The organism is Methylosinus sp. (genome assembly GCF_036560965.1).
Lineage (GTDB): Bacteria > Pseudomonadota > Alphaproteobacteria > Rhizobiales > Beijerinckiaceae > Methylosinus.
The window spans coordinates 1-21,938 of sequence record NZ_DATBQF010000068.1 but is presented as its reverse complement, the minus strand read 5'-3'; the positions used below and the strand labels follow the sequence as shown (position 1 = coordinate 21,938).

The following is a 21,938-nucleotide window of genomic DNA, read 5'->3' as shown; positions in this document are numbered from 1 at the left end:
GCGTCGAATTGCGGCGAAACAACGCCGCGCAGCGGTGTCGCGTCAGGAGAAGAAGGGCGGCGCGCGGGTCCGCGCATTGTCGTCGTCGCGCGAGAAGGGAAGGACGGCGTAGACGCTCGCGACGCCGGCGTCGCGAGCCCGCGGCGCGAGCGCGTCGACCCATCCCGCCGTCACGAGAAGCGGCGGGCCGCTCGCGGCGAGCTCGCAGAAAGCGCATGCGCCATGACGATGCGATCGATCGTTCGTCGGCGCCTGCTCGGCGCGCTCGCCGACGACGGACGAGGCGCTCGCATCGGCATGGGCGACGAGGCAGAGCCGCGCCGCTTCCGCGCCCGCGGCATGCATCCGCCAACCGCCGCCGGACGCCGACAACGCCTGGCCCAGCAGGGCGAGAAGGAAAAGGATCTTTGCGGTCGTCGCCGCCATCGCGCGCGTTAACTCTATCGATAAACCAGCTGCGAATTAGCGCGCACTTCCAAATAAATCCAAGACCCCGCAGATTGTCAGAAGTTAAAAAATCCGTTAAGAGACATTTATGTCACAGACGGGGGGACAGCGCATAGAAATGCGTGCGATCTGCGCGATCGCCGCCGTTTGCGCGCTCGTTTTCGCTCTCCTCGTCTCCGGCGCGCCGCATCGGCTTTCGAGCGCCGCCGCCGATGGACGCGCGGGCGAGCATGTCGCCGCCCGCAGCATGTGCCACGAGTCGCTCTCCGACACGCGCGACGGAACGCCGGACAGTCCCGTCAAGAAGGGCGCGAGCTGCCCCTGCTGCCTCGCCGCGCATTCCGGTCCGGCCGTGCTTCCCGACCGCATTTCTGTCGCCCTGCGCCGCGAGACCGCCGCACGGCCCGCCGTCTATCGAGCCTTCGCCGCCGCGCCGCCGCCTTTCGCTCTGTCGCAAGCGGTCAATGGGGCCCGAGCGCCGCCCGCCGCCGGCCTCGCTCTCTCCTGACGACAGACCAGCTCCGCGCCATGGCGCGCGGAAGCGGCGAAAAGAGTTTCGACGGCTTCTCCCCCTCCGAGCGGGACGCCGCCGCCGGGCGAACAAAATCATAAGCAAAAACAAAACGCTGATCCGCGGCGGCCGCCGCGCGATCGGGGAACCCCAAGCGCGAGTGCGTCCCATGGATTACGGCTCAATTTCTCCTGTCACCATGTTCCTGAACGCCGGCCCTGTCGGCAAGGTGGTCATGGCCGTCCTATTGTTGGCGTCGGTCTGGACCTGGGTGCTGATCGTCGAGGGCGTCGTCGCGGTCGTGCGCATCGCCAAATCGGCGCGCGCCGCGCGCTCGGGCGGCGCCGCGGGTCTGCTCGCGCCGATCGAGGCCGCCGGCGAGCACGCCGCGAGCTTCGATCTTCCCGGCGAGTCGATCGGCGAAAAACGCGAGCGCGTCGCCGAGATCATGAGCCGCGTCGGCCGCGAGCTGATGACCAAGGCCGAAGGCGGCCTGCCCAATCTGGCCGTCATCTCCTCCGTCGCCCCCTTCATCGGCCTGTTCGGCACCGTATGGGGCATTATGACGAGCTTCGCCGGCATCGCCCAATCGCAGGACACCAGCCTCGCGGTCGTCGCGCCGGGCATCGCCGAGGCGCTCGCCGCCACCGCCTATGGCCTCGCGGCGGCCATTCCCGCCTCGGTCGGCTACAACCGGATCGGCGCCGCCTTCTCGCGCGCCGGCCAGCAGGTCGCCCATTATGTCGAGGATAAGGCGCTCGCGATCACCAGCGGGCATCTGTCGGCGACGAGAAAGCGGGAGGCCGCGTGATGGCTGGACTTCCGACGCGCTTCAAGAATGGCGACAGCCTCTATCAGCCGCTCGCCGACATAAATGTGACGCCGCTCGTCGACGTCATGCTGGTGCTGCTCATCATCTTCATGGTGACGGCGCCCCTGCTCGCCAAGGGCATGAAGGTCAATCTCCCGCAGGCCAAGGCGGCGCAGCCGCTCAATCCCAAGGAGCCGATCGTCGTCGCCGTCTCCAAGGACGGCAAGGTGGCGCTCGGCACCGATGAAGTGTCGCCCGAGGCGCTGGTCGACGGCATCAAGGCGATGATGGGCACGGACACGAGCCGCGTCGTCCATGTGCGCGGCGACAAGGAGGCCAATTACGGCGAGGTGATCGCCGTGATGGACAAATTGGCGACCAATGGCATCACCCATATCGCCATTCTCACCGACTCGCGTCCGAAGGGCGCGGCCACGCCGGTGGGAGCGCCGCCCGCTGCGGCGATTCCCGCTCCGGCGGCTGCGTCGGCGGTTCCCGCTGGAGGGGTGGCGAAATGACGGACGCCACACTCTCGTCCTTCGCGGGCGGCGCGCCATCGGACGCTCCGCCGCCCGTCAAGCCCGTCTGGCTGCGGCCGGCGAGCGTCGCCGGCGTCATCCTGGCCCATGTCGCCGTCGGCTGGCTGCTGTTGAAGCTGGCGATACCGAGCATCGCCAGCCTCGACGCCGTCAGCATGGAGCTCGTTCCACAGGGCGACTTCTTCGAATCGCAGGAAATGAGCGCCGCGGATGAAGAGCCGCCGCCGCCCGAGGAGATCGAGCAGCCCGATCTCGCCATTCCGCCGCCGCAGGTGATGGCGCCCGAGGCGCCGGCGCTGCCGCAGCAGAAGGAGATCGTCGAGAAGAAAAAGAAGGTCGTCGAGAAAAAGAAGGATGTCGACCACGACAAGAAGCGCGAGGCGCAGGCCAAGCGCCGCATCGGCGCCCCGGAAGGGCAGTCGCAGAGCGAGGGAATGTCGCAGAGCGTTTATAAAGCCCTGCTCGCCAAAGTGATCCGCGAGCACACGCCGAGCACAGCGGGGCTGGGCGAGGGCACGGCGCATTGCACCTTCCATGTGACCGCGGGCGGCGGCATCACCGGCATTTCCTCTTCCGGATCGTCCCCCGCCCACGCAGCGCTGGCGCGGCGCGTATTGAGCTCCATCCATGCGCCCGCCCCGCCGACCGGAGCGTTCTTCGCGAGTCAGAGCTTCCATTTCCATTCCCAGTGAGTCGAAATCCGGGGACGCGAAATGAGGCTGTCGTCGTTTTGCATGGTCGCTGGTCTGATTTCCGTCTCCGCCCTCGGCGCTGCGGCGGCGAAGGATCGCGCCCATGCGGCGCCGTCCCGCTCCGCGGCTCCGGCGATCGTCCAAGGTTACAAGTCACTGCTGGCGATGGCGATCCGTCGCCATACGCCGAGCCTCCAGTCGATCGGCCGGGGGCATGCTTTCTGCTCTTTCGAGGTCGGGCGCGACGGTCGCATTATCATCTTGGAGGCGACGGGCTCGTCGCCCGCTCACGCGATGTTGGCGAGGCGCATCATCGAATCGGTGCATGCCCCGCCGCCGCCGGGCGGCCCATTCCACGCGGAACAGAGTTTCCATTTCTTCTGAGCGTAGCAAAAACACATCGAGGAACGTTCCAATGAAGAGAACCGCTATATTGCTGATCGCCGGCCTGATCTGCAGCCCTGCCCTCGCGGTCGAGGGCGACTCGGCCGCCCCCGCCGCGACGCCGACCGCGGCCGAATCCGCCGCCCCCGCGCCGGCTCCGGTCGCGAGCGAGACGAAGGCCATGGACGCCATGCCCAAGGCCATGCCGCACAAGGCCGCTGAAAAGGCGAAGGACAAGAGCAAGGACAAGAGCAAGGACAAAGAAAAAGACAAGGACAAGAAGCAGGCCGAGAAGGCGAAGCCCGCCATCTCGAAACAGGCCTATGTCAAGCTGCTGGCGGCGGAGATCAAGCGCCACACGCCGAAGGCGTCGGACGCCCAGACCGGCTCGATCCATGTCGCCTTCACCATCGGCTCCGGCGGCCGCGTCGTGTCGCACAAGGTGCAGAGCGCCTCGAATCCGGCGCTCGAGCCGGTCGTCAATCAAATCCTCGCCGCGGTCCACACGGTGACGCCGCCCGGCGGCGCCTTCTCGGCCGTGCAGGAATTCAACTTCCACTGATCGGCGGGACGTCTCGTGAAACCTCTGGCCCTCGCGACAGCGCTCTCACTCTGCGCGGGGGCCGCCCTCGGCGGCGAGCCGAAGCATCCGACCACTTATGTCCTGCTCGTGAACGCCGTGCTGGACCGGCAGACCTTTCCGGCGCCGCATCCCGAGGGAAAGGTCGACGCAGAAGTCGACATAAGCGCGGACGGATTTGTGGTCTCCGCCCGCCTGCGCGGCTCCGATCCACGCCTCGTGGCGTTGACGCGCAGCAAGCTGGCGCGGGTCAGCTTGCCGCCGCCGCCGGGAGGCCGCTTTCACCTCCGGCATCGTTTCGTTTTCGCGCGTGAAGGACAGGCCAGATGAGACGCTCGATCTTCGTTCTCGCTTTTTCGCTCCTCGCCAGCGCGGCGCAGGCCGCCGGCGAGGCCAATGGCCCGGCGCCGGCGACGCCGGCCCCCTCCGGCCTCTCGCAGAGCAAATTCCTCGGCCTGCTCTATAGCGAGATCGCCAAGCGCACGCCGACGACGAGTCCGGCCGGCGCCGGCTCGGCGACCGCCAGTTTCCACATCGACGCCGCCGGCAAGGTCGACAAGGTGACGATCGCCCAGTCGAGCAGCCCGAAACATGCGGAGATCGTCCGCAAGATCCTCACCGGCCTCGAGACCCCACCGCCGCCCGGCGGCTCCTTCGAGGGCTCGCAGAGATTCAACTTCCACTGATCGCAAGGATCGGAGACATGATGGCCCGCCTTTCGCTCGCCCTCCTCGCTTTATTCGCCGCATCGAGCGCTCTCGCCCAGGAGAAGGGCGGCCGCGAGGAGAGAGGAAGCCAGATGGGCCAGATGGGCCATGCGGCGCCGCCCGCCTGCGCCGATCCGCTGCCCAGATGCGCCGTCAGCGCGACGCCCTCCTTCGGCGCCGACGGGCGGCTCTGGCTGACCTACGCCGTCGCCGGCAAGGTCTATGGCGCGCTCTCGGGCGACAATGGCAAGAGCTTCGCGCCGCCCTTCGTCGTCGCGACGCCGCCGGGAACGCTGGACGACAATGGCGAGGCGCGCCCCAAGATCGTCGCGCTCGCCGACGGGGCGCTGCTGGCGAGCTACACGACGCGGCCGGAGAAGAGCTACGACGGCACGGTCTATGTCACGCGCTCGACGAATGGCGGAACGAGCTTCTCGGCGCCGCAGCCCCTCGTCGACGACAAGGGCCAGCGCTTCGAGACCTTCATCGTCGGCCCGAAGGGGCGCATCTACGCCGCCTGGCTCGACAAGCGCGACGCCGCCAAGGCCAAGACCGCCGGCGAGAGCTTCGAGGGCAGCGGCATCGCCGTCGGCTGGTCGGACGACGGCGGCAAGAGCTTTGCCGGCAAGAGCATATTGCTGGATCATTCCTGCGAATGCTGCCGCATCGGCGCCACGCTCGATCGCGACGGCCAGCCCGTCTTCATCTGGCGCCATGTGTTCGAGAACAATCGCCGCGACCATATGGCGGCAAAGCTCTCCGCTGACGGCAAGACGCTCGTCGGCGCGCGCGTCAGCCTCGATGATTGGTCGACGAGCTGCCCGCATCAGGGCCCGGCCATGGCGATCGACGCCGCCGGGCGCTGGCACGTCGCCTGGTTCACGCGCGGCAAGACGCGCCAGGGCCTGTTCTATGCGCGCAGCGTGGACGGCGGGAAAAGCTTCTCCGAGCCCGAGCGTCTCGGCGACGCCGAGCGCGCCCCGCAGCGGCCGCAGCTGCTCGTCTCCGGCGGCAAGCTCTATCGCGCCTGGAAGGAGTTCGACGGAACGACGACGACGATCGTCGCCCAGACCTCGCGCGACGGCGGCGAGAGCTTCGATGCGCCGCGCCTGCTCGCGCAGACCGCGGACGCCTCGGACCATCCGCTGCTCGTCGAGAGCAAGGGCGTTGTCTATCTCTCCTGGCTGACGCATGCGGAGGGATATCGGCTCATCCCGCTGGAGCGCGGCCACGCCGAGGCGCCGGCGCGCAAATCCACGGCCGGGCTCGCGCAGAAAGCGCGGTGAGCCGCGCGAGAGAGCGCTCTCCGATGAAAGAAACGAGAGCGTTCGACGCTAGCAGGCGTCGACCTGCTCCGCCGTCAATTTGACCTTGACCGGGCGGTTCAGCAATTCCATGAGAACGATGATGCGATCGCGCTCGTCCATGTCGATGACGGTCGCGACGAAATCCCGAAACGCGCCGCCGGCGATGCGCACCTGCTGGCCGATCTCGAACGGTCGCTCCGGCTTGGCGATGACGCCATCGATCTCTCGCATTCTGAGATCGTCGACGAAATCTCTGGGAAGCACGCTCGGCTGCTCGCCGGAGCGAACCAGCGCTCTCACGCCGAAGGTCGAGCAGATCGGCCCCCAGCGCGTATCGGGGGCGATCTCGACGAAAATATATCCCGGAAACAGCGGCCGCGCGACCTCTTGCGTGCGACGCGCATGGCGAATGCGCTTGAGCGTCCATGGGCAATAGGCATGGAATTGCTGACGCATCAGATTTTCGAGAGCGAGGCGTTCTTGATGGGGCTGTGTATTCACCACGCTCCATCCATGCGGGCGAAGCATGGAAGCGGCTTCGGCGACATTCTCACTGTCGCGGTCGCGGTCTCGGTCTCGGTCTCTATTTCGGAACGACGCCATTTTGGACCTCGATGGCTCGGCGATCCGGCCGCGCCGGACGCGCTCCGAAGCGGATCGTCCGCGCCGGATGAAATGAGGCGACAAAAGCTCGAAGACGCGGGAGACGACGGCTGCGCTCATGGAGCGGCGAGACGTCGAGTCTGTGCGCGCGAGATTGCTTCAGGAGCTCGTTGCGACGAGCGGCGGCTCTATGGCTGAACTGGTCATGATCAATCCGCTTTCTGTTCAGGCAATGCGGCGATCATATACAGGCGTGTCCCGTGTGGCAATCGCGAGCGCCTGTGGACAAAGTCGCGACGCGCGGGACGGCGCCGGTCACGCCGGCTCGATGAAGCTCTCGAGCACCATCTTTCGACCGGCCTTGTCGAAATCGACCTGCAGCTTGTTGCCGTCGACATTGACGACGGCGCCGGGCCCGAACTTCTGGTGAAACACCCGCGCGCCGATCGCAAAGCGCGCGCTCGCGGAGGATTTCGCCAGCACCTCCCCTTCGATCATCGGCGGCGCGCGGCGTCCGGGCTGGCGCATCGTGTTCTGGCGCGCTCCGGTCTGGCGTGTCGTGGTCTCGCGCGCGGTTTGCGCGCGCTTCCAGCCCGGGGTCGAATAGCTCGAGCCATAGCTGTCCATATTGGCGAAGCGCGACACGCCATAGGAGCCGTATTGCGAGCCGCCGGAGGCCTCGGTGACCTCGACATTGTCGGCCGGAAGATCGTCGAGAAAGCGCGAGGGCAGAGTCGTCTGCCACAGACCGTGAATGCGTCGATTGGTGGCGAAGAAAATCCTCAGCCGCCGTTTCGCGCGCGTGATGCCGACATAGGCGAGGCGGCGCTCCTCCTCCAATCCGGCGCGGCCGCTGTCGTCCAGCGAGCGCTGATGCGGGAACAGCCCCTCTTCCCATCCGGGCAGATAGACGGTCTCGAACTCGAGACCCTTGGCGCCATGCAGCGTCATGATCGACACGCGCTGCTGACCGGCGGCCTCGTCGGTCTCCATCACCAGCGACACATGCTCGAGGAAGCCCGCGAGATCGGGGAACTCCTCCATCGCGCGCACCAGCTCTTTCAAATTCTCGAGCCGGCCCGCCGCTTCCGGCGTCTTGTCGTCGCGCCACATCTGCGTGTAGCCGGACTCGTCCAGCACCGTTTCCGCGAGCTCGTTCTGCGGCGTCGTCTCGATGAGATTGCGCCAGCGGTCGAAATCCGCGAGCAGCGCGCGCAGCGTCGCACGCGGCTTGGGCTTCAGCTCCTCGGTCTCGACGATCACGCGCGCCGCCTGCATCAGCGGCGCATTCTCGCGGCGTGAATATTCGTGCAGCACCTGCAGCGTGGCGTCGCCGAGCCCACGCTTGGGCGTGTTGACGATGCGCTCGAAGGCGAGATCGTCGAAAGGCTGCGCGACGCAGCGCAGATAGGCGAGCGCGTCGCGTATCTCCAGCCGCTCATAGAAGCGCGGGCCGCCGATCACGCGATAGGGCAGGCCGAGCGTGATGAAGCGCTCCTCGAACTCGCGCATCTGAAACGATGCGCGCACGAGAATGGCGATCTCGTCGAGATTATGCCCCTTGCGCTGCAATTGCTCGATGTCTTCGCCGACCGCGCGCGCTTCCTCCTCGCTGTCCCAGACGCCGGTGACGCTGGGCTTGTCGCCGTCGGCGCCTTCGGTGAACAGCGTCTTGCCGAGCCGCCCCTCATTGCGCGCGATGAGATAGGAGGCCGCCGCGAGAATATGTCCCGTGGAGCGATAATTGCGCTCGAGCCGCACGATCTTCGCGCCGGGAAAATCCTTCTCGAAGCGCAGAATATTTTCCACCTCGGCGCCTCGCCATCCATAGACGCTCTGATCGTCGTCGCCGACGCAGCAGACATTGTGCCGCCCCTGCGCGATCAAGCGCAGCCAGAGATATTGCGCCGTGTTGGTGTCCTGATATTCGTCGACGAGAATATATTTGAAGCGCTGACGATATTCGTCGAGCACATCGGCGTTCTCGCGAAAGAGCCGCAAAGTCTCGAGCAGCAGATCGCCGAAATCGACGGCGTTCAGCACCTTGAGCCGCTGCTGATAGAGCGCATAGAGCGCCTTGCCCTTGCCGTCCGCGAAGCTCTGCGCCTCGCCGGCCGGGACCTGCTCCGGCGAGAGGCCTCTGTTCTTCCAGGCGTCGATCTGATGCGCGAGGCCGCGCGGCGGCCAGCGCTTGTCGTCGATGTTCTCGGCCTTCAGCACCTGCTTCAGCAAGCGGATCTGATCGTCGGTGTCGAGAATGGTGAAGCTCGACTTCAGCCCCACCAGCTCGGCGTGGCGGCGCAGGATTTTCGCGCTGATCGCATGAAAGGTTCCGAGCCATTGCAGCGCCTCGGCGCCCGGCCCTGCGAGCGTCTCGACGCGCTCGCGCATCTCGCGCGCCGCCTTGTTGGTGAAGGTGACGGCGAGGATTTCCCAAGGCCGCGCCCGCCCGCTGGCGAGAATATGCGCGATGCGCGTCGTCAGCACGCGCGTCTTGCCGGTGCCGGCGCCGGCGAGCACCAGCAGCGGTCCGTCGATCGTCTCGACGGCGGCGCGCTGCTCGGGATTGAGCGCCTCCAGAAATCGCCCGCGTCCGACGAGCGCCGCGGCGCGCGCGGCGACGCCGCCCTCGATCGGCGTGAAATCTTCCGGCGGCGCAGGACGTGACAAGGCGGCGGGTCTCCTTCGGCGCGTGAGGATACAGGAGAACGGAAGGCGAATCATTGTCCGATTCGCGATTTGTCCCCAATGTGGAGTCCGCGAGGCCGCCTGTCACCATGGAAAAGCCGGGCGCGGCGGTCCATGCTCCCTTCGCAGGGAGTGGAAAAACCGCCTCTCGACGGAGAACGCCCATGCCCGCATCGCCGCCCCGGTTCCGCTCGCGCCACGTCGCCGCTCTGATTTTCAGCCTTCTCGGGGCTGTCGCCGCTCCAGCGACGGCCGCGCCGCTCTGCGCGGCGGGGGCGAATTCGACGCCGCGCACGGCCCCAGCCTCGCTCGCGCCGGCGATTCGCCGCGCTTTCGGCCTCTCGGGCGCTATCGGCGCCGCCTATTACCGCTGCTCGGGCGGGCGGACGCTGGCCTGCGTCGTCGGCGCGAATATCCCCTGCTTCAAGGCGAGCAAGGCGCGCTCCCTGCCCGGCGCGACGCAATATTGCCGGCAGAACCCGGGCTCCGATTTCATTCCCATGGCCGCGACCGGCCATGACACGATCTACGAATGGAAATGCGTCGGAACGAAAGCGCGGCCCGGCAAGCCGGTCGCGCCGCTCGATGCGGAAGGCTATTTCGCCGAGAATTGGAAGGCTGTGGAATGAAACACGCCGCGTCCGGCGAGCGCCGGAATCGATCCCGCCGAACCCGAGCCGAAGGGCGTCTGCCTATCATATTGTTCTGATGTCGAGCGACCTGAGACATGGGTGACAGTGTGTTCCGGACACATGGGTGACATCTCCCGCCAGGCTAGCCTGCGGGAGATGTCGAATGCCCTGGAAGGAGCGTTCGGTTATGGATCTTCGGTTCGTCGCGCGCCTGCTCGACGGCGTGGCGATGAGCGACGTGCGCCGGGAACTCGATCGAGACCGAGCGTAGAATGACGCTGGTCCCATCGCGCTCGGCGTCGGCCTCGGCGATGTCCGCCAGGCGTCATGCATCTTTCCGATCGAGATGCGACCGCATCGCCAGTTCCGAATAGGCGCGCCCTCGCGAAACGAGCTCGTCATGCGTTCCGCGCTCGACGATACGGCCTTTCTGCAAGACGATGATTTGATCTGCCTGTTGCACCGTCGAGAGACGGTGGGCGATCGTGATGGTCGTGCGTCCCTGCGATAGCGCCGCCAGCGCGGACGCCATGGCGTGCTCCGTCTTGGCGTCGAGGGCGCTGGTCGCTTCGTCGAGCAGCAGGATCGGCGGATCGCGTAAGATCACGCGCGCGAGCGCCAGCCTCTGCTTCTCGCCGCCGGAAAAGCGATAGCCTCTCTCTCCGACCAGCGTCTCGTAACGCTCGGGCAGAGCCATGATCGTCTCGTGGATCTGGGCGATGCGCGCGGCGTTCGCGAGCTGATCGTCGGACGCCTCCGGGCGGCCGAAGCGCAGATTTTCGGCGACGGTCGCATGGAGCAGATAAGGCTCCTGCGTCACGACGCCGAGCATGTCGGCGAGCGTCTCGAAGCGAAGCGCGCGAATGTCGACGCCGTCGAAGGAGATGACGCCCGCATCCGCGTCATAGAGTCGGGCGAGCAGGTAGCCGAGCGTGGTCTTGCCCGAGCCGGTTTCGCCGACGATGGCCACATGGCCGCCGGCCGGGATGTCGATGGAGACATCGCGCAGAGCGGGAGCCGCGGCGCCCGGATAGAAAAACGAGACATTCTCCACCCTGACCGCGCCGCGCATGTCGGCCCGGTTCAGCGCGACCGTGTCGGCGCGCGGCCTGATCTCGACCGGTCTATCGAGATAAGCGAAGATCCTCGCGAAGAGCGCGCGAGTCGTTCGCATCTCCCGTCCGATTTCCAGGAGCTGCTCGAGCGGCCACAATAGCTGCTCCTGCAGCGCGATCATGGCGACGAGCGTGCCGATGCTGATCGGTACGCCGGTCTGCATGAGCAATCCGCCGACCAGCAGCGTCAGCGCCGGAAGCACGGAGAGCGCGAGGTTGATGAGCGCCCATTGCCATTCGCCCGCCGTATGCGCGCGAGCTTCGAGCTTCGCCACCTCTCCGGAAAGGCTCGAGAAGCGATGCGACAAATGCTCGCCGCGGTTCATCGTTCTTGCGAGGATCACGCCGGAGATCGAAAGCGTTTCCTGTATGGCCGACGACATGTCGGCGATGCGCTCCTGCTGCTCGAAAAGCAGCTTTTCGCGCATTCGCGCGACCCGATTGCTGATCGCCACTGTTCCGGGAACGATCAGAAAGACGAAAAGAGCCAATCGCCATTCGAGCAGCAGGATCGCCGCGGCGGTCATGATCACCGTGGCCGACGCCCGCGCCAGCTCGTTCGCGCTGGTGGTCACGAGAGACTGCAACCCGGAAATATCGCTGGCGATGCGCGATTGAATTTCTCCCGCGCGCGTCGCCGTGAAGAAGCCGAGAGACAGGGATTGAAGGTGCGAATAGACCCTCACTCGCAGATCATGCATGATCGCTTGCCCGATCCCGACCGACAATATCACCTGCGCTGTGCTGAGGCAGGTCGACAGGACAGCGACGAGCAGCAGCCCGACCACCAGCACGACGAGCTGATGCAGATCGGAACGGGGCAGAGCTTCGTCGATGATTGCGCGCAAGAGAAAAGGTGACGACAGGCCCGCGCCCGCGCCGAGGAGCATCAAGGAGGCGACCATTGCGATCTTGGCGCGGTAAGGCCTGAACAGCTCGAGAACGCGGCGCAGAGACACGTGCGTTGCGGCGACTTTCTCGTAATCGCTATCGGTTCTGTCCATTGCAGGTGTGGCGGTCATTCGATTGTCCATGGTCGTTCGATCAGTTTCGTGGCGGCGCCGTCATTAGGCCGGCGCGTCGCCGCCGATGCGATCGCGCGCTCGGGCGAGCGGCAGAACGATCTCGAAGATCGCGCCGCCGGCGGCGGAGGCTCTGTATTGCGCGCGGCCGCGATGCGCCTCCGCTATGGCGCGCACAACGGAAAGGCCGAGGCCCGCGCCGCCATGGCGCCGTGAGCGTGAGGCTTCCGCCCGGCTGAATGTGTCGAACGCATGGGGCGCGAAGTCGGGCGCGAGGCCCGGCCCATGGTCCTCGACCGCGATCACGATGTCTTTCTCCTCCGCTCTCATCCAAATCTGCAAGAGCCCCGGCGTCGCATAGCGCTTCGCATTGTCGAGAAGGGCGAGCAGCGCCTGCCGCAGCCGAACGCCGTCGCAGGCCAGAACGATGGGGCGCGCGTCGATCTCGATGGTGAAGCCGGCCTCGACGAGAGCGGGGCGCATCGCCTCGACAGCCTGTCGAATCTCCTGCTCGAGATCTGTCGGCTCGAAACGCATCTCCAGCCGGCGGCTCTCCGACAGGGTGACGATACGCAAATCGTCGACGAGACGCGACAAGCCCTCGACTTGCGACAGGAGATTGCGGAACAATTCGTCGCTCGGCGTGAACACGCCATCGGCGAGGCCGTGAAGCCGACCTCGCAGTATCGTCAATGGCGTGCGGAGCTCATGCGCGATGGCTGCGTTCCAGGAGGCCATCGCCGCGACGCTGTCCTCGAGGCGTTGCGCCATCGCGTTGAAATCGTCCACGAGCCGAGCTGTTTCGCCGAGCGATCTGTCGCCCGGCGAGGCGCGCGCGGAGAGATCGCCGGTGGCGATGCTGCGCGCGCCTTCGGCGAGCGAGTTGAGCGGAACGAGAATCCGTTTCGTCAGGCGCAGCGCCGCGAAAATCGCGAGAATGAGAGCGACGAGAAGGAGGATCGCGATCAGCACGAAATCCGGCGCCTCGGGAAGAAGCGGCGGCGGGCCGGGCGGCGGCGGGTAATAGGTCAGATAGACGCCATAGAAGACGAAGGAGCCGACGAACACGATCATCACGGCGGTGGCGACGACGATGCTCATCGACAGCGCGATCTGCCGGCTCAAGCGATGGCGGGTCGAGCGATGGCGAATCATGGCGCCGCCAGCCGATAGCCGACGCCGCGCACGACATTCATCAGGCCGGTCGCGCCGGCCTCGTCTAGCTTGCGGCGCAGATTGCTGACATGACTGTCGACGGTCCGCTCGAGCGCGTCGCCGCCCGGCAAGCAGGCGTCGACCAGCTCGCCGCGGGTGAACGCGCGCGAGGGCGATTTCGCCATATGGGCGAGCAGGCGGAATTCGGTCAGAGTCAGAGGCAGGGACGTTGCCGCTTGGCCGTCCCTCACCTTGGCGATAAAGCTCTCGAGGTCGATCTCGAGCTTGCCGATCCGCAACACGGCGCTGTCGCCGCGCGCGTTGGCGCGCCGCAGAACCGCTTTCACGCGGGCGACGATTTCCGCCGGGTTGAACGGCTTCACCACATAATCATCGGCGCCGAGACGCAATCCCTGCAAGCGTTCTATATCCTCGTCGAGCGCGGTGATCATGATCACCGGCGTGTCGCCGCGGCGCCGCAGCTCGGCCAGAGTCTCCCATCCGTCGACATTGGGCATGTTCACATCCAGCAGGACGATATCCGGCTTCAGAATCGCATGGTGATCGAGCGCGATCCGGCCGTCCGCCGCGCTCACGGTCCGCAATCCCTCCCGCGCCAGATAGGCTTCCAGAATCGCGGTGATTTCCGCTTCGTCATCGGCGATGAGAACGAGCGCATTCATGGTCGAGCTCTCGGCGGCTTGCTGACTGGCCTCATGTCGTTTCCCGCACATCAATGTCGTTCTGGAACGACTTTGGTCACGCGTCGAAATTATGGCCGAATTTCCGACCGGTCGAGTCGCTCCCAAATTCCCTGCAAAGAATTGGGTCTGCGGCGATATTTGATCGAGGATTCGACAATTTCGTGCGCCGGCGTCGACGAGTAGTCGCACATTCCAAGATCCTGGCTGGGCTTCTCCATGCAAAATCGCCCGACCAATTCGTCGATATGCGCCCGCTGCTCTTCGCGTCGCTCGTTCTGCGATTTCGCCGATATCAAGGGCAGGACGAAACCCTCACGTGCGCGCAATCCTCCGCGTTCGAGCCAAAAGGCGTCGTAATCGGCGCGCATTCGCCGACGCTGCCAACAAGCGTCGGCGTTGATCGAATGCGTGTCATTGGATACGGCGAGGATCCGCCGGGCGCCCAACGCCCGGGACAAGGCCGTCGCCGCCAGAAAGACCGCCATTTTGGGACGCAACCCCCGGAGGGCTCGCGTTGCTTTCACGATCCGCGCCTTGGCGTCCGGCCCGCAATGCGACGAAGGTCCTTGCAATCCGCCGATCAGAACGGAGGGCGTCCCATCGTCTTCGTTTCCGAGCACGAACGTCAGCATCGCGAGCTTGAGGCCATCGGCCGTGTCGCTCAATACGAAGCTCAGCTCCCCCTCCTTGTAGCAAAACGCCGCGCACGCTAGCGACAACCGATATGCTTCACCGTTCTTGCCGCATAGGAGGCCGAGCTCTGCATTGCCCAACCCCCAAGAAATGGCGATTAGAGACGGAATAGAGTCGCAGATGAGACTATAGTGACCTTTAAGAATCGAGGCTCGCTCGGAGCATGAGAGACCATGCACGGCGTAATTGAAAAACGGCTTTCTGACGCATTGTGTCGGAGCCGTTCCAAATGGATGCTTGCCTTTGAAATCCTCGAGAAAGGTCAGCCAGGCGGCCGCGGCGCGAATGTCCTGCAACGACGACAGGCAGAATACTCCCGCCTTAAATGTCGATTCCTTTGCTGCGATCACACAGGCGTGCCGCCATATCGTCCGCATTGCTTCTTGCACCGCGCCTCCAGCATAAACGATCGCTTCGATACGGCTTCGCAGCGATCGTCAGCAGCTCGAGCCGACGACCAGCCAATCGAGATAAGCGTCGACTGTCAGTAACGAGACGCACACATTACAGCAATCATTTGTCCGCCAGCCTCGACGGCCTCCATCAATTCTCCATCAAATCTGCACGCCCCACGAACAACGACGGCGTAGGTCAGGATGGAAGACAAAACGCCCCGGCGACGTCCAGGGCGATCCCCCAGCCACGACCTCGAGAGCGCGCCCCATGAATATTCGCTCGGCGATCGTCGCCTTCACCGCCGCCGCCGCCCTTGCCGGATGCGACTTTCGTTCGAGCGACCGAAGCGCTGCTCCGCCTGCGCGGCCCGAGGTCGGCGTCGTCACCTTGCATCCTCGAAATGTCGCCATCTCTTCCGAGCTGCCCGGCCGCGTCGTCGCGTCGCTGGTGGCGGAGGTGCGGCCGCAGGTCGGGGGGATCATTCAGAAGCGGCTGTTCCGGGAAGGCGGCGAAGTGGCCGAGGGAGCGCCGCTCTATCAGATCGATCCCGCTCCCTATCGAGCCGCTCACGACAGCGCCGTCGCCGCCCTGCGGAAAGCCGAGGCCACGGCGCCCAGCGCGCAGGCCAAGGTCGATCGCTATCAGGGACTGATCAAGAAGAACGCCGTCAGCGCGCAGGATCTCGAGGAGGCCGTCGCGGCGCTGGCCCAGGCGCGCGCCGATGTGGCGACGGCGCAGGCGAATGTCGCGAGCGCGAAGATCAATCTCGACTATACGACGATCAAGGCGCCGATCGGCGGCCGCGCCGACAAATCCTCGCTGACGCAAGGCGCGCTGGTGACGGCCGGCCAGGCCGATACGCTCACCACGATTCGCACGCTCGATCCGATCTATGTCGACCTCGCCCGATCGAGCGCCGCCATGCTCGATCTGCGACGGGCCATAGACGAGGGCCGAGTCGAATTGCCGGGACGCGCTGTCGAGGTGAGGCTGAAGCTGGAGAATGGCTGGGTCTATCCGATAACGGGTCGGCTCGAATTCACAGAGGCCAAGGTCAGCCAGACGACCGGAACCGTGACATTGCGCGCGACTTTTCCCAATCCGTCGCACCTGCTGCTGCCGGGCATGTATGTCCGCGCGATCGTCGAGGAAGGCGTCGCGCCCGGCGGCTTCCTCGTCCCTCAGCGCGCCGTCGCCCGCAACGTCAAGGGCGAGGCGACCGCGCTGGCGCTGGGCGAGGACGACAAGATCGAGGAGCGCGTGCTCACGATCGGCAAGGCCGTCGGCAACAATTGGCTGGTCACCGCAGGGCTCGGCGATGGCGACCGCGTGGTCGTCGAAGGTCTTCAGCTCGTGCGCGCCGGGCAGCAGGCGAGAGGCGTCGAGGTCGTGATCGACGACGCCTCCGGCGAGCTGCGCGAGCGCGAGCCGACGACAGCGAAAATCAAAGCGAAAGGCTGACGCGCGTGATCTCGGCATTTTTCATCGTTCGTCCGATCTTCGCATCGGTGATCGCGATCGTCGTCATGCTCGGCGGCCTGCTGGCGCTCCTCGGCCTGCCGGTTTCGCAATATCCGGAGATCGCGCCGCCGACGATCCAGATCACCGCCAGCTATCCTGGCGCCGATGCGCGGACGGTCGAGAATTCGGTCACCAAGATCATCGAGCAAGGCATGACCGGCCTCGATCATCTCGATTACATGACCTCGACGTCGACATCGACCGGCCAAAGCGAGATCACCCTCACCTTCACCAACGCCGCCAATCCGGATGTGGCGCAGATGCAGGCGCAGAACAAGCTGCAGCTCGTCACCTCGCTGCTGCCTGCCATGGTCCAGTCCAATGGGCTCGCGGTCGCCAAATCGTCGAGCGCCTTTCTGATGGTCGTCGGCTTCGTTTCGACAGACGGCAAGATGGCCGGCGCGGATCTGTCGGATTACGTCAAGAGCGCGCTCAATGACACGCTGAAGCGCGTCGAAGGCGTCGGCGGCACGCAGCTCTTCGGCGCCGGCTATGCGATGCGCATATGGCTCGACCCCGACAGGCTCGCCCAATATGCGTTGATCCCGAGCGATGTCGCGAGCGCGATCCAGGCGCAAAACGCGCAAGTGTCTGCAGGACAGATCGGGGGTCTGCCGGCGCGCAGAGGGCGGCAGCTCAACGCCACCGTCACGGCGCAGAGCCGCTTGCAGACGCCGGAGCAGTTTCGGAACGTCATCGTGAAAAGCGCGGCAGACGGATCGCTGGTTCGCGTCGGCGATGTCGCGACGGTCGAGCTCGGCGCCGAGGATTATGTCAGCGCCTCGACCTATAATGGCGCGCCGGCGACCGGCCTCGCCATCAATTTAGCGACCGGCGCGAACGCGGTCCGCACGGCCGCATTGGTGAAGGCGGCGATCGAGCGGCTCGCGCCGACTTTCCCGGAAAGCGTGAAAGTCGTCTATCCCTACGACACGACGCCTTTCGTCAAAATCTCGATCGAGCAGGTGACGCACACGCTGATCGAGGCGATCGCGCTCGTCTTTCTCGTCATGCTGGCCTTTCTGCACAATATCCGCGCCACGCTCATTCCGACGCTCGCCGTCCCGGTGGTGCTGCTCGGAACCTTCGGCGTTCTGGCGGTGGCGGGATATTCGATCAACACGCTCACAATGTTCGCCATGGTGCTGGCGATCGGGCTCCTGGTCGACGACGCCATCGTCGTGGTCGAGAACGTCGAGCGCATCATGCATGAGGAAGGGCTGTCGCCACGCGAGGCGACGACCAAATCCATGAGCGAGATCACCGGCGCGCTCATCGGCATCACGACGGTCTTGTCCGCGGTCTTCGTGCCGATGGCGTTCTTCGGCGGCTCGGTCGGCGTCATCTACCGCCAGTTTTCTATCACCATCGTTTCGGCCATGGCGCTGTCGGTCGGCGTCGCATTGATCCTGACGCCGGCGCTCTGCGCGGCGCTTCTGCGTCCGCCGAAGCCGGGCGCCGAAAAGGCCGGCTTGTTCCGCTGGTTCGATCGCGAGATGGAACGCGGCGCCGACGCTTATCGAAATGGCGCGCACGCCGTTCTGCAGCGCCCCAGACGCGGCTTCGCGGCTCTCGCGGCGATGACGATTGCGGCGGCCTTTCTGTTCGCGCGCCTGCCGAGCTCCTTCCTGCCACAGGAGGATCAAGGCTATCTGATGGTCAGCGTGCAGCTGCCCGTCGGCGCGACCAGCGATCGCACGGAACGCGCGCTCGATCAGGTGACGCGCTATTTCCTCGACCATGAGAGCAAGGCCGTCGATGGCGTCATGACGGTGAGAGGCTTCGCCTTCAGCGGCCTCGGCCAGAATGTCGGCATGGCCTTTGTCGGCTTGCGCGATTTTTCGGAGCGCAAGGCGCCCGACCTCTCCGCGACGGCGGTGACGGCGCGCGCGACTGCGGCGCTCGCCACGATTCGCGACGCGCAGGTCTTCGTGCTGGCGCCGCCGGCGATCGAGGGATTGGGCACGAGCAGCGGCTTCGATTTCTATCTCGAGGATATGACCGGCGCCGGCCATGAAAAGCTCTTGGCCGCGCGCGACCATCTGCTCGCCGCGGCGGCGCGGAGCCGGCTCCTGAAGGGCGTGCGGCCGAACGGCCAGGACGACACGCCGCAATTTGCGATCGAGGTCGATCAGGATAAGGCGAGCGCCCTCGGCGTCGGCCTCGCCGACGTCAACGCCACGCTGTCGACGGCCTGGGGCGGCGCTTATGTGAACGACTTCATCGATCGCGGCCGCGTCAAAAAAGTCTATCTGCAATCGGCCGCCGAGTTCCGAATGCAGCCGGACGATCTCGACCGCTGGCATGTCCGCGCCGCATCGGGCGAGATGGCGCCTTTCTCGTCCTTCGCGTCCGGCCGCTGGGCGTTCGGCTCGCCGCGCCTCGAGCGCTACAATGGAGCGCCCGCCGTTCAGATACAGGGCGAGGCCGCCATCGACGCCAGCTCCGGCGACGCCATGACGGAGATCGACCGTCTCGTCGCCGGACTGCCGCCCGGATTCTCCCATGAGTGGACCAGCCTCTCGCGACAGGAGCGTCTTTCGGGCAATCAGGCCATGGCGCTCTATGCGATCTCGGTCCTCGTGGTTTTCCTATGTCTCGCCGCGCTCTATGAGAGCTGGACGGTCCCTCTCGCCGTCATGCTGTGCGCGCCGATCGGCGTGCTCGGCGCGCTCGTTGCAGCGCTAATGTTCGGACAGGCCAATGACGTCTATTTCAAGGTCGGCCTGCTGACGACGATCGGGCTCGTCGCCAAGAACGCCATTCTGATCGTCGAATTCGCCATCGACCATCAAAGGGCGGGCCTGGATGTGATCGAGGCGACGCTGCTCGCGGCGCGCCAGCGGCTGCGCCCGATCGTCATGACCTCCTTCGCCTTCATCCTCGGCGTCGCGCCGCTCGCCTTCGCCGGCGGCGCCGGCTCGGCCGCGCAAAATGCGATCGGCGTCGGCGTCATGGGCGGCATGATCGCGGCGACGGCGCTCGCCATCTTCTTCGTTCCGCTGCTGTTCGTCGGCGTTCATCGCGTCTTCGCAGGCCCCCGAGCGGAGAACATCTAGTCGGGGCGCGTCAGGAGAATTTCAATGTTTTCGATCGTTGGACACGTGCGCGCGAATTCTCGCCGTTTTTGTCGAGGGCATGGTCGTCGTCAAACGAGCAAAGGCCCTATCGGAGGCGGCGTCCTTCCGGCGTGGGGGAACGCGGAAAAGCAATGATGATAGCTTATGCGCGCGTATCGACCGACGAGCAGAAGCTCGATTTACAACTCAGAGCGTTGGAGGCTATGGGATGCAAACGAGCGCCGAGGGAGATCGCTTCGAAACGTCGCGGCAACTGGGGCGGATCGCGTTCTGCAATAGATTTCGGGCGCCTGCGCCGCGACATGGCGACACCGCACTATCTGCTCCTTTTCGGGGCGATGGCGTTTCTCGCTTCAGGGCGAGGCGGAACGAAGTAAAAGTTGCGTCCGCCGAGCGATCCCTCGTATCGCACATAGTCTCGGTCGCGGCGCAGCAGTCTGAATTGGACGGTGGTGTTCGGCACCGCCAATGTCAGAACGGCGTCATCGTGCGAAATGACTTCGGCCTCTAACGTTTCGCCGGGCCGGTCCGAGTCGGCTAGAATTATCCGCCTGTTCACGACAATTTCTCCTCGAGAAACGATGATCGCTGAACGTGTCCGATCTTATCGACGAGATTTGACGTTGCGCCCAGCAACCCTGGCGTCTCGAGCGGCTTATCTTAGCGAGCGGATCCACCGAATCTGCGACCGAGAGCGGCGCCAGCTCCGCACGGTCACCGGATCCCCACCTCGCTCAGTCTTCTCCACTTCCAGACCAATCGCTCCAATCGTCTTGCAAGATTGGAACGCGGTCACCGTCCCACTCGTCTCTCCAGTGATCCATTTCGTTGGAGAACGGGTAGTCTCGGTAGTGATCCTCCCAGTAACTGTCGATATGGAAGGTCACCACCGGAAAGTTTTCCCCATGCGAATATGCGGGCAACTGCACTCTCCGCGCATCGCTTACGATCTCGATGTATGCGCCCGACACCCAGCCACGAAGGCCTGACGCCGTCACATCGCACCAAATGTAGCGGACGAGGCAGCCGTGAACGGTTATGGGGATTCCTGCGCCCAACATGCCGACTGCTGGAAACCGCGAACCGGGACCCGCCCTTACGTTGAGGTTCACGGCGGAATAGGCAGCGGCGCTTGCAACAGCTGTTGAAATGCCGCAGATCGGGAGAATCGCCGCCATTGCGCGAACGATAGAGATCATCTTTATCATGCACGTGCTTCTCTGACATTGCCCACCGCCGCTACGGTAAGCTCTCCTTGTCGAGATTTCGCGGAGATTGTGTGGATGTTTGGTGGATGCGCTGGTTATCGGCGCGCCCGTCGGCTCGAGATGAACAGCAACGGCTCGCATCGGCGCGGAGCCAATCGTTTGCTTATGGCGGCACGTGCATTTCGATGATGCTCTTTCGATGCATGACATTGGCGTCGACACGTCTTGCGAGATCGTGAACGCATGCTGACATGCCTCTGAAGTTTCATCTATCGGCGAGTTGCGTCCCAGCGGGGATACGCCCGCGGGCGTGGCATAGCCGGCGACGACCGAGGCGCTCTGGCCGGGCCGAATGCGCTGCATGCGATTCTCCCACAGGTTCGCTTCGATCCACAGATGATCGAGCGGCACGATCGTCGAGTGTTGATCGCCGGGCTTCACGCGATCGCCGATCTGCGCCTTGCGCTTCGCGACATACGACGTCGCTCGCTCGGACCTTCCTCCTCTCGGTCGGCGGTCGGTCGAACCGACGAGACGCTCGCACGCGCCAGGGCAGGACTGAGGCTCGCGGCCGCAGGCGAAAAGCCGGGGCCTCGCGTCCCGAAAGCGCGCCCTCGGCGAATGAAAGCGCGGACTGGAGAAGCGCCGGGAAAGCGCTCGGCGACCGCCCGGCGTAGCGGCAAGGCGCTCCGATGCGCTATACGGCCGACCGCTCGATGTAGGCGAAAAAGCCGACCTCTTCCGTCAAGAAGGGGATAGATTCCCAATCTCGAGCTTCCTTTGAGTTTTCACCTGGCCGATCTCGTCGAGCGGCATCCGCCCTTGAACGAGCGCCGCCCCTGCGCCTCGATGAAGCCCTCGTAGCGTTCGCGCCCCTTCCCTTGGGCGGCGGGAACCTGGACACCCACGAGCCGTATGCGATCGCGGTGGACGCCAGAGCAGAAAAGCGAAAGGCCGCCTCGCGGCGGCCTTCTCACAATTCTCTGATTTCGATGAGTTATTTTGGAGCGGGCGAAGGGATTCGAACCCTCGACCCCAACCTTGGCAAGGTTGTGCTCTACCCCTGAGCTACACCCGCATCCGAGCCGCGTCGCCGCGACGGGGCCCTTATGCCGTAATCGAAGCGGCATTGCAACTGTCTCG

The 21,938-nt window shown here is 65.1% G+C and carries 20 protein-coding genes, 1 tRNA gene and 1 pseudogene; 12 read left to right on the top strand and 10 right to left on the bottom strand.

Going from position 1 to position 21,938, the window contains the following annotated elements:
• Positions 1–42: 42 nt before the first annotated feature.
• On the bottom strand, positions 43–426 hold the full coding sequence (locus VIF40_RS17255) for a DUF2946 family protein (protein ID WP_331938748.1): 384 nt from the start codon (positions 424–426) through the stop codon (positions 43–45).
• A 109-nt stretch (positions 427–535) separates the two neighbouring features.
• On the opposite strand from VIF40_RS17255, the gene VIF40_RS17250 reads away from it, so the two are divergent.
• The 9 genes from VIF40_RS17250 (at position 536) to VIF40_RS17210 (ending at position 5,957) form a co-directional block, all read left to right on the top strand.
• Positions 536–955 carry a DUF2946 family protein gene (locus VIF40_RS17250; RefSeq protein WP_331938747.1) on the top strand — a complete coding sequence of 140 codons (420 nt, stop codon included), beginning with the start codon at positions 536–538 and terminating at the stop codon, positions 953–955.
• Between the two features lie 172 nt (positions 956–1,127).
• Positions 1,128–1,769 carry a MotA/TolQ/ExbB proton channel family protein gene (locus VIF40_RS17245; protein WP_331938746.1) on the top strand — a complete coding sequence of 214 codons (642 nt, stop codon included), beginning with the start codon at positions 1,128–1,130 and terminating at the stop codon, positions 1,767–1,769.
• A complete protein-coding gene (locus VIF40_RS17240; protein ID WP_331938745.1) occupies positions 1,769–2,287 on the top strand; it encodes a biopolymer transporter ExbD in 519 nt (172 codons plus the stop codon). The genes VIF40_RS17245 and VIF40_RS17240 overlap by 1 nt, the downstream gene beginning before the upstream one ends.
• Positions 2,284–3,000, top strand: coding sequence for a hypothetical protein (locus tag VIF40_RS17235; protein WP_331938744.1), 717 nt, complete (start codon positions 2,284–2,286; stop codon positions 2,998–3,000). The genes VIF40_RS17240 and VIF40_RS17235 overlap by 4 nt, the downstream gene beginning before the upstream one ends.
• Positions 3,001–3,021: 21 nt before the next feature.
• Positions 3,022–3,384: an energy transducer TonB gene (locus VIF40_RS17230; RefSeq protein WP_331938743.1), complete on the top strand. Its 363-nt coding sequence runs from the start codon at positions 3,022–3,024 to the stop codon at positions 3,382–3,384.
• Between the two features lie 31 nt (positions 3,385–3,415).
• Positions 3,416–3,946, top strand: coding sequence for an energy transducer TonB (locus tag VIF40_RS17225; RefSeq protein WP_331938742.1), 531 nt, complete (start codon positions 3,416–3,418; stop codon positions 3,944–3,946).
• 15 nt (positions 3,947–3,961) lie between these two features.
• Positions 3,962–4,294: a hypothetical protein gene (locus VIF40_RS17220; RefSeq protein ID WP_331938741.1), complete on the top strand. Its 333-nt coding sequence runs from the start codon at positions 3,962–3,964 to the stop codon at positions 4,292–4,294.
• On the top strand, positions 4,291–4,650 hold the full coding sequence (locus VIF40_RS17215; RefSeq protein WP_331938740.1) for an energy transducer TonB: 360 nt from the start codon (positions 4,291–4,293) through the stop codon (positions 4,648–4,650). The genes VIF40_RS17220 and VIF40_RS17215 overlap by 4 nt, the downstream gene beginning before the upstream one ends.
• 17 nt (positions 4,651–4,667) lie before the next feature.
• Complete coding sequence (locus VIF40_RS17210) at positions 4,668–5,957, top strand: sialidase family protein (RefSeq protein WP_331938739.1); 1,290 nt, start codon at positions 4,668–4,670, stop codon at positions 5,955–5,957.
• Positions 5,958–6,005: 48 nt separating this feature from the next.
• On the opposite strand, the gene nusG is transcribed toward VIF40_RS17210, so the two are convergent.
• Complete coding sequence (gene nusG, locus VIF40_RS17205; protein WP_331938738.1) at positions 6,006–6,479, bottom strand: transcription termination/antitermination protein NusG; 474 nt, start codon at positions 6,477–6,479, stop codon at positions 6,006–6,008.
• A gap of 417 nt (positions 6,480–6,896) precedes the next feature.
• On the bottom strand, positions 6,897–9,305 hold the full coding sequence (locus tag VIF40_RS17200; RefSeq protein WP_414684827.1) for an ATP-dependent helicase: 2,409 nt from the start codon (positions 9,303–9,305) through the stop codon (positions 6,897–6,899).
• A 128-nt stretch (positions 9,306–9,433) separates the two neighbouring features.
• On the opposite strand from VIF40_RS17200, the gene VIF40_RS17195 reads away from it, so the two are divergent.
• Positions 9,434–9,898 carry a hypothetical protein gene (locus VIF40_RS17195; protein ID WP_331938736.1) on the top strand — a complete coding sequence of 155 codons (465 nt, stop codon included), beginning with the start codon at positions 9,434–9,436 and terminating at the stop codon, positions 9,896–9,898.
• Positions 9,899–10,226: 328 nt separating this feature from the next.
• Here the strand turns inward: VIF40_RS17195 and VIF40_RS17190 are convergent, their stop codons facing one another.
• From VIF40_RS17190 to VIF40_RS17175, 4 genes are all read right to left on the bottom strand, one after another.
• Positions 10,227–12,038: an ABC transporter ATP-binding protein gene (locus VIF40_RS17190; RefSeq protein WP_331938735.1), complete on the bottom strand. Its 1,812-nt coding sequence runs from the start codon at positions 12,036–12,038 to the stop codon at positions 10,227–10,229.
• A 45-nt stretch (positions 12,039–12,083) separates the two neighbouring features.
• Positions 12,084–13,193 (bottom strand): ATP-binding protein, encoded by a 1,110-nt coding sequence (locus VIF40_RS17185; RefSeq protein ID WP_331938734.1) that lies wholly within the window; start codon positions 13,191–13,193, stop codon positions 12,084–12,086.
• Positions 13,190–13,876: a response regulator gene (locus tag VIF40_RS17180; protein ID WP_331938733.1), complete on the bottom strand. Its 687-nt coding sequence runs from the start codon at positions 13,874–13,876 to the stop codon at positions 13,190–13,192. The genes VIF40_RS17185 and VIF40_RS17180 overlap by 4 nt, the downstream gene beginning before the upstream one ends.
• An 89-nt stretch (positions 13,877–13,965) precedes the next feature.
• Entirely contained in the window at positions 13,966–14,979 is a 1,014-nt protein-coding gene (locus VIF40_RS17175) for a DUF535 family protein (RefSeq protein WP_331938732.1), read from the bottom strand.
• Positions 14,980–15,253: 274 nt separating this feature from the next.
• Here VIF40_RS17175 and VIF40_RS17170 point away from each other — a divergent pair, with 274 nt between their 5' ends.
• The gene (locus VIF40_RS17170; protein ID WP_331938731.1) at positions 15,254–16,447 is read left to right on the top strand and encodes an efflux RND transporter periplasmic adaptor subunit; all 1,194 of its coding nucleotides are present in this window, start codon (positions 15,254–15,256) and stop codon (positions 16,445–16,447) included.
• Positions 16,448–16,455: 8 nt separating this feature from the next.
• Positions 16,456–19,566 carry an efflux RND transporter permease subunit gene (locus VIF40_RS17165; protein WP_331938786.1) on the top strand — a complete coding sequence of 1,037 codons (3,111 nt, stop codon included), beginning with the start codon at positions 16,456–16,458 and terminating at the stop codon, positions 19,564–19,566.
• Positions 19,567–20,321: 755 nt separating this feature from the next.
• Here the strand turns inward: VIF40_RS17165 and VIF40_RS21385 are convergent.
• The 3 genes and pseudogenes from VIF40_RS21385 to VIF40_RS17145 form a co-directional block, all read right to left on the bottom strand.
• Entirely contained in the window at positions 20,322–21,029 is a 708-nt protein-coding gene (locus tag VIF40_RS21385; protein ID WP_349257418.1) for an SH3 domain-containing protein, read from the bottom strand.
• Between the two features lie 60 nt (positions 21,030–21,089).
• A pseudogene (locus tag VIF40_RS17150) lies at positions 21,090–21,260 on the bottom strand (efflux RND transporter periplasmic adaptor subunit); the annotation flags it as partial.
• A 538-nt stretch (positions 21,261–21,798) separates the two neighbouring features.
• Positions 21,799–21,873 (bottom strand) — tRNA-Gly (locus tag VIF40_RS17145).
• Positions 21,874–21,938 lie beyond the last annotated feature (65 nt).

Bases quoted from the DNA above. Each gene is read 5' to 3' on its own strand.
- VIF40_RS17255 (WP_331938748.1), bottom strand. From the start codon at position 426: ATGGCGGCGACGACCGCAAAGATCCTTTTCCTTCTCGCCCTGCTGGGC.
- VIF40_RS17250 (WP_331938747.1), top strand. From the start codon at position 536: ATGTCACAGACGGGGGGACAGCGCATAGAAATGCGTGCGATCTGCGCG.
- VIF40_RS17245 (WP_331938746.1), top strand. From the start codon at position 1,128: ATGGATTACGGCTCAATTTCTCCTGTCACCATGTTCCTGAACGCCGGC.
- VIF40_RS17240 (WP_331938745.1), top strand. From the start codon at position 1,769: ATGGCTGGACTTCCGACGCGCTTCAAGAATGGCGACAGCCTCTATCAG.
- VIF40_RS17235 (WP_331938744.1), top strand. From the start codon at position 2,284: ATGACGGACGCCACACTCTCGTCCTTCGCGGGCGGCGCGCCATCGGAC.
- VIF40_RS17230 (WP_331938743.1), top strand. From the start codon at position 3,022: ATGAGGCTGTCGTCGTTTTGCATGGTCGCTGGTCTGATTTCCGTCTCC.
- VIF40_RS17225 (WP_331938742.1), top strand. From the start codon at position 3,416: ATGAAGAGAACCGCTATATTGCTGATCGCCGGCCTGATCTGCAGCCCT.
- VIF40_RS17215 (WP_331938740.1), top strand. From the start codon at position 4,291: ATGAGACGCTCGATCTTCGTTCTCGCTTTTTCGCTCCTCGCCAGCGCG.
- VIF40_RS17210 (WP_331938739.1), top strand. From the start codon at position 4,668: ATGATGGCCCGCCTTTCGCTCGCCCTCCTCGCTTTATTCGCCGCATCG.
- VIF40_RS17200 (WP_414684827.1), bottom strand. From the start codon at position 9,305: ATGATTCGCCTTCCGTTCTCCTGTATCCTCACGCGCCGAAGGAGACCC.
- VIF40_RS17195 (WP_331938736.1), top strand. From the start codon at position 9,434: ATGCCCGCATCGCCGCCCCGGTTCCGCTCGCGCCACGTCGCCGCTCTG.
- VIF40_RS17190 (WP_331938735.1), bottom strand. From the start codon at position 12,038: ATGACCGCCACACCTGCAATGGACAGAACCGATAGCGATTACGAGAAA.
- VIF40_RS17185 (WP_331938734.1), bottom strand. From the start codon at position 13,193: ATGATTCGCCATCGCTCGACCCGCCATCGCTTGAGCCGGCAGATCGCG.
- VIF40_RS17180 (WP_331938733.1), bottom strand. From the start codon at position 13,876: ATGAATGCGCTCGTTCTCATCGCCGATGACGAAGCGGAAATCACCGCG.
- VIF40_RS17170 (WP_331938731.1), top strand. From the start codon at position 15,254: ATGAATATTCGCTCGGCGATCGTCGCCTTCACCGCCGCCGCCGCCCTT.